Origin of the sequence: Serratia sp. 506_PEND (assembly GCF_001076875.1) — a bacterium.
In the GTDB taxonomy this organism is placed as follows: domain Bacteria; phylum Pseudomonadota; class Gammaproteobacteria; order Enterobacterales; family Enterobacteriaceae; genus Serratia; species Serratia marcescens.
Map to the genome: position 1 here is coordinate 1 of NZ_JVEL01000251.1, position 6,757 is coordinate 6,757.

Sequence of the window (6,757 nt, forward strand, 5' to 3'; positions counted from 1 at the left end):
CCAGCCAATACATCATGGAATGGGATCACTGGGTCGCCTTCTCGCTGCTGTTTATTCTCGGCATGCGCATGATCGTCGAAGGGGTGCGCAACAGGCCCGACGAAGAAGAGAAGGTCAAACGTCATGGTTTCTGGTTGCTGGTGGCCACCGCCATCGCCACCAGCCTCGACGCCATGGCGATCGGCGTCGGTCTGGCCTTCCTGCAGGTGAACATCGTGCACACCGCGATGGCCATCGGCTGCGCCACCATGATCATGGCGACCCTGGGCATGATGATCGGCCGCTTTATCGGCCCACTGCTGGGCAAACGCGCCGAAATCCTCGGCGGCGTGGTGTTGATCGGTATCGGCGTCAACATCCTGCTGGAGCACCTCGGCTACCTGGCCTGAGGCGACTGCACTGCAAAAAAACCTGCCGCGGCAGGTTTTTTTGTTTCTGAGTTCAACGCCCCTTAAGCGCGACGTCGGTACAACGCCAGCACGAAATCCGTCTCGCACACAAACTCGCCGCCCTCGGCCAACCGCTGTTGCACCTCCGGCGTAGCGCGCCAGGCGAACGGCGTCATCTGCAGCAGATTGGCGGCCTGCGCGCCCGGTAGGGTCATCGTATAGGCCAGCGCCTCTTTGCGCTCGCAGTCGAATCCGTCGAACTGTTCATCCTGTTCGGCATGCAGCTGCACCTGCTGGTACACCTGCTCTTTCAGCTGGTACAGATGACGCGGGCCCGGCGACACCGTCAGCACCACGCCGCCCGGCTTCACTACTCGCGCCAGCTCCTCCGCCTTGCAGGGTGCATAAATGCGCAAGACCGCATCCAGCGCCCCGTCGGCGAACGGCAAACGGTGACTGGAGGCAACGCAGAACGAGACCGCCGGATAACGTTTAGCGGCATAGCGGATCGCCACCTTGGCGACATCCAGCCCATAGACCGCCATAGTGCGCTCCTGCGCCAGCCTGGCGGCCACGGCGGCGGTGTAATACCCTTCCCCACAGCCGATGTCCAATAACGTGCCTGCATCGGCCGCCAGCGCCAAATCCAGCCACTCGGCCACCTGCGCTTGCAACGGCTGATAATATCCACCGTCGAGAAACGCGCGCCGCGCCTGCATCATTTCCGCGCTGTCTCCCGGCTGCTTCGATCGTTTGTGCTGCACCGGCAGCAGATTCACGTAGCCTTCTTTGGCTTGATCGAACTGATGATTGCCGTCACAACGCCAGTGTTGTGATGAAAAATACAGCGGTTGATGACACAGAGGGCATTGATAAGACATGAATGGGCTTCCAGAAAGACAGGGCGCGGCTAGTCTAAAGAAGGCGTCGGCTTGATGCAAGGCGCATCCCCGCTCGCTTTCGCCGCCAACAACACCTGGCCAAGCGGGGAAAAAGCTGGCTACACTGAGAGTCTGTTTTCTCACGCAGGTGAACATAACTTATGAGCGATCGTTCCGCGCTGCTCGATGCGGTGCCCCATATTCAGCACGGCTTCGGCAGCAAACTCGCGCTGCTGCCCGGGCACCTGCTGCCCTACAGCGCCACATTGCCGGAAAAGAAGCAGGTGCACGGCACCCGCATCGTCGACGTGCTGCAGCCGGCGCAGGCGTGCGGTGAAGCCGATGGTTTCTACACTCGCCAGCCCGGCATTCTGCTCAGCGTACTGACGGCGGATTGCCTGCCGGTGCTGTTCAGCCGCCGTGACGGCGGCGCCATCGCAGCGGTTCACGCCGGCTGGCGCGGACTGCTTGACGGCATTCTGGAACAGATGGCAGCGCGCATTCGCCAGGACGGCGGCACCGCCGATTGGGTCGTCTCCATCGGCCCCGCCGCCGGCCCGTGCTGCTACGAAGTCGATGAAGCGCTGGTGGAAAGTTTTAAACAGCGCCTGCCGCTGCCCGCCACGCTGATCAGCCCGCATTACCGGCATCTGGATCTGGCCGCAATTGCCGAATACAAGCTGGCGGCGCTCGGCTTCGCCGCCGTTGACCGCGCCGGCAGTTGCACCATCTGCACGCCGGACGTCGACCCGCAGCGGCCGCAGCGCTTCAAATACACCAGCTATCGCCGCAACAGCCACCGGCGCGCGCAGGATCCGACGCATCCGGGGATCAAAGGCCGCAACCAGTACGCCGGCATCATCATCGCCGCCGGATGACGGAAACGAAAAAGCCCGCGCGAAGGCGGGCTTTTTGTACAGCTGACGCTGATTAGATAGCAGTAACGTTTACTGCAGATGGGCCTTTCTGGCCATCTTGGATTTCGAACTCAACGTTCTGGCCTTCAGCCAGGGTTTTGAAGCCGTTACCCTGGATTGCAGAGAAGTGTACGAACACGTCTTTGCTGCCGTCAGCCGGGGTGATGAAACCGAAACCTTTAGACTCGTTGAACCACTTAACTTGACCTTTGATCTTTGCCATCTTGAGTATTTCCTTTGGATTGTTTAAACCGCCCGAGGGCGTTACATAGACAAACTAGAGTCGTTACTGCTTGAGGCACTAAGATAAGGATCGGCAGAGAAGCGGTATTCAACGCTAACGTCTTTACTCAGAACTTCTTTACTGAAAATGCCACACATATACAGAACTGTACCTCGTTTTACCCAGATGCGTTATCACATACTCTGTATGCGATGGCAAGCCATTTTTAATCACTGAACGACATGTCGCACATATTTGAAACGGTCGAGCGCCACATTTGCTTAAATAGGCCAAAAGATGTTGAAGCATCGGCTATTTTCTGCTTGCCAAAATCACTGCGCCAGACCCCGCATTCTGCTGGAGTTTTAACAAAACTTTCATCGTATTGACGCCTTTCCGTCTCATCATTTCCGCTTTTTTGCCGCTTATAGCGTTAAAAAATTTGAATCTTTATGGAATTTGATATGCAACATCTGAATATCGATGAACGGGGGCCAATTTATTCATCGCTCCTCCGACCATTTACCGCCGGAAAGCCCATTCATCATCGGCTTTCAGCCCTGCCGCCAAACGGCGCGGGCGACAACGGCGCGCGGGTCGGCGGCGACGTCTCCGCCCTGCGCAACGGATGCATAAGCATGCAAAGCGCCGGCACATCTCCCGCTTGCCTGTGGTTCCATCATAAATAATCCGAAGGTCATTATCCCCAATAGCCGGAATAATCTTATGAATAGCAAAAGTGTGGCGTTGAATTAAATCCTGAAGATCGGGTGGTTATTTGAATCACCCCCCGATCTTATCAATTTTGCTAATTACTGCCGCGCTTTCAAACCGTTGCTCTTATTCTTTCCTCTGTACCGCAGGGCGAAGAGACAACGCTTGCTGAGCATCCTGCAACGCGATGCGCTCGCCAATCTTCAGCGGGAGGAATTGATGCTGCTCCAACCCCGCCTCGCTCAGGGCCAGGTTCAACTGCTGCGGCGGTTCGTCCAGCGATTCATCCGCCAGTTCGAATACCCCCCAATGGATGGGAATGGCGCGCGGCTGATTCAGCTCGCGATACAGCGCCACCGACTGCTGCGGATCCATATGCTGCTCCTGCATAAACCAGCGCGGCGCATAGGCGCCAATCGGCAGCGCAGCCACGTCGAACGGCCCCAGCCGTTGACCGATCTCCGCCAGCCGTTCCGAATAACCGCTGTCGCCGGAAAAATAAAACCGCAGCGCCGGATGGTGGATCACCCACCCGCACCACAGCGAACGATTGCGATCCCACAGCGTGCGCATGCTCCAGTGCCGCGCCGGCGTGGCGTAGACCGTCAGCTCGCCCAACGGCAGACTCTGCCACCAGTCCAGCTCATGCGCCTTCAGCCGATAACGGCGGAACCAGCGCTTCAAGCCAAGCGGCACGATGAACTCGGCCTGAGGGAAACGCCGCGCCAATTGCCGCACCGTGCGCCTGTCAAGGTGGTCATAATGGTTATGGGAGATCAGCACCGCATCCACCGCCGGCAGTTGCTCCACCGTCAGCGGCGGCGGCGTTCTGCGCTTCGGGCCGTAAAAGCTCAGTGGCGATGCGCGTTCGGACAACACCGGATCGATCAGGATATAGCGCCCGCTCAACCGCAGCAGCATCGAGGCATGCCCCAACCACCAAACGCAGTCGTCGCTGCCGCTGAGATCGGCAGGTTGCCACCAGCGTTCGGTAAATTGTGCGTAGCCCTGCTGCGGCGGTCTGGGCAGCCCCTGCCGCTTGCGTTCATCTTGCCAACGCTGAAGATCGCCCTCCTGACACCGCGAAGGTTCCAGGTTGCGAAATCCCTCCGGCGTATGATGCGCCTTGGCCGCGTCGTAATAACGGTTAATTCTTTTCATCCAGCCTTTTCTCCCGACCACTGCGCCCTGCACGGGCATGACTTTCAGTGTAACAAACCCGATGAAGCTCGCACTTTGTCAGCCGTGCGCTGCATCTCGGGACCTTTTGCCGTATGCTGTTGTCTCACTCCGGTGAGACAGCCAGGGCCGCCAAGAGCCCGTTAAGACTCTCTTAAGATCTTTGTGATTGACTTGTAGGGCATACAGAAAAGGAGAAGTTATGAGTCGTTCTACATCCCGCAAATCAGGCTCAAGCCTGGGGCGCCGTATTCGCAGCGCGCTGCTGGCGCAGAAGCAATACTGGAAAATGTATTTCGCCATGAAGTTGCGCCGGCTGCGCGTGCCTGCACCGTTGGTGCTGCTGGGCGGTTCGCTGCTTGGATTCTTCATGTTGACTCTGCTGATGCTCAGCGTAGTCGCCATCGACGTGATCAGCACTCTGCTGCTGCTGTGCCGGAAACTGCTGGGGCGGGGTCACGGTGAGGGCCGCGCCTTTATGCCGCGCGGCTAACGAGAAAAGGAGCGGAGGCGCGCCATACGCCTCCGCAGCACACGGATTAACGCTTGCCGCCTTTGCGTCGCGTCAGCATAAACCCGCACCACAGCACCGCAACCCACACCGGCATCAGCAACACCGAAATGCGGATCCCTTCGCTGAAATACATGATCACCAGAATCAGGCCGAGGAACGCCAGACACAGGTAGTTGCCGAACGGATACCACAGCGCCTTAAAGCTGGGAATGACGCCCTGGCGGTTCTTGGCGGCGCGGAATTTCAGGTGCGCCAGGCAGATCATCACCCAGTTGATCACCAACGTTGAAACCACCAGCGCCATCAGCAGCTCAAACGCCTTGCCGGGCATCAGGTAGTTGATCAGCACGCCGATCGAAGTAATCAACGCCGACAGCGCGATGGACAGCACCGGCACGCCGCGTTTATTCACGCGCGTCAGCGCCTTCGGCGCATTGCCCTGGCTGGCCAGCCCGAACAGCATGCGGCTGTTGGCATAAACGCCGCTGTTGTAGACCGACAGCGCGGCGGTCAATACCACTACGTTGAGCACCGTTGCCACCAGATTGCTGTTCAGCGCATGGAAGATCAGCACGAACGGGCTGCCGCCCTCCACCACTTGCCCCCACGGATAGAGCGACAGCAGCACGGTCAGCGAGCCGATATAGAAGATCAGGATGCGGTACACCACCTGATTGGTGGCTTTGGGAATGCTGCGACGCGGATCGGCGGCTTCCGCCGCGGTGATACCGACCATTTCCAGGCCGCCAAACGAGAACATGATCACCGCCATCGCCATCACCAGCCCCGAGAAGCCGTGCGGCATAAAGCCGCCCTGCTGCCACAGGTTGGTGATGCTGGCCTGCGGCCCGCCGTTACCGCTGGCCAACAGCCAGGCGCCGAAGACGATCATGCCGACAATCGCCACCACCTTGATGATGGCGAACCAGAACTCGGTTTCGCCGTACAGGCGCACGTTCACCAGGTTAATCAGATTGATCAGCACGAAAAACAGCGCGGCGGAGGCCCAGGTGGGGATCTCCGGCCACCAGTACTGAATGTAGATGCCGACGGCGGTCAATTCCGCCATGCCGACCAGAATGAACATTGCCCAGTAGTTCCAGCCGGAAAGGAAGCCGGCGAAATCGCCCCAGTATTTATAGGCAAAGTGACTGAAAGAGCCGGCGACCGGCTCCTCCACCACCATTTCGCCCAGCTGGCGCATGATCAAAAATGCGATAAAACCGCCGATGGCGTAGCCCAGCAGCACGGCGGGGCCGGCCATTTTAATGGTTTGCGCAATGCCGAGAAATAAACCGGTACCGATGGCGCCCCCGAGGGCAATAAGCTGTATGTGTCTGTTTTTTAAACCGCGTTTTAGCGGAGTATCCTGATGCTGACCGCCCATCTTATCCTCATATGGCGTATACCCTTGCCGCTATCGGCCAAGATTTCACCAATCAATAAATGTATCTGCGGGCGGCTTTTTAACACTTAACCCCGTGAGCATCAAGGAGAAGCGCCCCGAGACGGCAGGCCGGAGCGCGATTTTTTTACCGCGAGAAAGCGGATAACGGCAGCGTTCAGCCAGGCATACCGCACAGTTTGGTCAGATTGCGCGCGCCGATCATCAGCGTGGCGACATAAGATTGGCTACGCGTGACCACTTCCACCGCCACGCGATCGTTTTGATATTTTATCAGGTAGGTCGAGGGCCAGCCCTGACGGCGCTGGCCGAAGCTTTCGGCATGACGATCGATCGCCGCATGGGCAATCACCAGATGAGACAAGTTTTTATCACCTTTGATAATGCGCTTCATAAACAGCCTCCGCCAACGACAGCTCTGTTATTAGAAAAAGGAGAAACTCTTACCAATCACCGGTATTGTTCGACTCAGTTAACCTGTCGGCTCATCAGGAAGCAGATCATCGCCGCGCGCAGCGGGCTGGCGCTGTCCGCC

10 protein-coding genes are annotated in these 6,757 nt (G+C 58.2%); 4 read left to right on the plus strand and 6 right to left on the minus strand.

The genetic code is table 11. From position 1 onward, the window contains the following. Positions 1-389: manganese efflux pump (locus tag ADK28_RS06430; RefSeq protein ID WP_048795205.1), on the plus strand; the 389-nt coding region annotated here is incomplete at its 5' end. A gap of 62 nt (positions 390-451) precedes the next feature. Here the strand turns inward: ADK28_RS06430 and rlmA are convergent. Further along, a complete protein-coding gene (gene rlmA, locus ADK28_RS06435) occupies positions 452-1,270 on the minus strand; it encodes a 23S rRNA (guanine(745)-N(1))-methyltransferase (RefSeq protein ID WP_033640078.1) in 819 nt (272 codons plus the stop codon). A gap of 161 nt (positions 1,271-1,431) precedes the next feature. Here rlmA and pgeF point away from each other — a divergent pair, with 161 nt between their 5' ends. Further along, positions 1,432-2,148: a peptidoglycan editing factor PgeF gene (gene pgeF / locus ADK28_RS06440; protein WP_033640077.1), complete on the plus strand. Its 717-nt coding sequence runs from the start codon at positions 1,432-1,434 to the stop codon at positions 2,146-2,148. A gap of 52 nt (positions 2,149-2,200) precedes the next feature. Here the strand turns inward: pgeF and cspE are convergent, their stop codons facing one another. Both cspE and ADK28_RS29830 read right to left on the minus strand, forming a co-directional pair. After that, positions 2,201-2,410, minus strand: coding sequence for a transcription antiterminator/RNA stability regulator CspE (gene cspE, locus ADK28_RS06445; protein ID WP_002221949.1), 210 nt, complete (start codon positions 2,408-2,410; stop codon positions 2,201-2,203). A gap of 41 nt (positions 2,411-2,451) precedes the next feature. Further along, positions 2,452-2,568 carry a DUF2627 domain-containing protein gene (locus tag ADK28_RS29830; protein WP_002211058.1) on the minus strand — a complete coding sequence of 39 codons (117 nt, stop codon included), beginning with the start codon at positions 2,566-2,568 and terminating at the stop codon, positions 2,452-2,454. Between the two features lie 306 nt (positions 2,569-2,874). Here ADK28_RS29830 and ADK28_RS31330 point away from each other — a divergent pair, with 306 nt between their 5' ends. Further along, the gene (locus tag ADK28_RS31330) at positions 2,875-3,099 is read left to right on the plus strand and encodes a hypothetical protein (protein ID WP_152929642.1); all 225 of its coding nucleotides are present in this window, start codon (positions 2,875-2,877) and stop codon (positions 3,097-3,099) included. A gap of 151 nt (positions 3,100-3,250) precedes the next feature. Here the strand turns inward: ADK28_RS31330 and ADK28_RS06450 are convergent, their stop codons facing one another. Continuing rightward, positions 3,251-4,285, minus strand: coding sequence for an MBL fold metallo-hydrolase (locus ADK28_RS06450; protein WP_048795206.1), 1,035 nt, complete (start codon positions 4,283-4,285; stop codon positions 3,251-3,253). A gap of 220 nt (positions 4,286-4,505) precedes the next feature. On the opposite strand from ADK28_RS06450, the gene ADK28_RS06455 reads away from it, so the two are divergent. Further along, entirely contained in the window at positions 4,506-4,796 is a 291-nt protein-coding gene (locus ADK28_RS06455; protein WP_033640076.1) for a hypothetical protein, read from the plus strand. A 46-nt stretch (positions 4,797-4,842) separates the two neighbouring features. Here ADK28_RS06455 and ADK28_RS06460 read toward each other — a convergent pair whose 3' ends face one another. Together ADK28_RS06460 and ADK28_RS06465 are read right to left on the minus strand one after the other, a co-directional pair. Next, positions 4,843-6,204, minus strand: coding sequence for an amino acid permease (locus tag ADK28_RS06460; protein WP_016927398.1), 1,362 nt, complete (start codon positions 6,202-6,204; stop codon positions 4,843-4,845). Positions 6,205-6,379: 175 nt separating this feature from the next. Beyond that, complete coding sequence (locus tag ADK28_RS06465; protein ID WP_004927680.1) at positions 6,380-6,616, minus strand: DUF4060 family protein; 237 nt, start codon at positions 6,614-6,616, stop codon at positions 6,380-6,382. Between the last annotated feature and the right edge of the window lie 141 nt (positions 6,617-6,757).

What these genes read in the sequence shown, in the direction of transcription:
- ADK28_RS06450 (WP_048795206.1), bottom strand. Translation starts at nt 4,285, where the DNA reads ATGAAAAGAATTAACCGTTATTACGACGCGGCCAAGGCGCATCATACG.
- pgeF (WP_033640077.1), top strand. Translation starts at nt 1,432, where the DNA reads ATGAGCGATCGTTCCGCGCTGCTCGATGCGGTGCCCCATATTCAGCAC.
- ADK28_RS06455 (WP_033640076.1), top strand. Translation starts at nt 4,506, where the DNA reads ATGAGTCGTTCTACATCCCGCAAATCAGGCTCAAGCCTGGGGCGCCGT.
- ADK28_RS31330 (WP_152929642.1), top strand. Translation starts at nt 2,875, where the DNA reads ATGCAACATCTGAATATCGATGAACGGGGGCCAATTTATTCATCGCTC.
- ADK28_RS29830 (WP_002211058.1), bottom strand. Translation starts at nt 2,568, where the DNA reads ATGTGTGGCATTTTCAGTAAAGAAGTTCTGAGTAAAGACGTTAGCGTT.
- rlmA (WP_033640078.1), bottom strand. Translation starts at nt 1,270, where the DNA reads ATGTCTTATCAATGCCCTCTGTGTCATCAACCGCTGTATTTTTCATCA.
- ADK28_RS06465 (WP_004927680.1), bottom strand. Translation starts at nt 6,616, where the DNA reads ATGAAGCGCATTATCAAAGGTGATAAAAACTTGTCTCATCTGGTGATT.
- ADK28_RS06460 (WP_016927398.1), bottom strand. Translation starts at nt 6,204, where the DNA reads ATGGGCGGTCAGCATCAGGATACTCCGCTAAAACGCGGTTTAAAAAAC.
- cspE (WP_002221949.1), bottom strand. Translation starts at nt 2,410, where the DNA reads ATGGCAAAGATCAAAGGTCAAGTTAAGTGGTTCAACGAGTCTAAAGGT.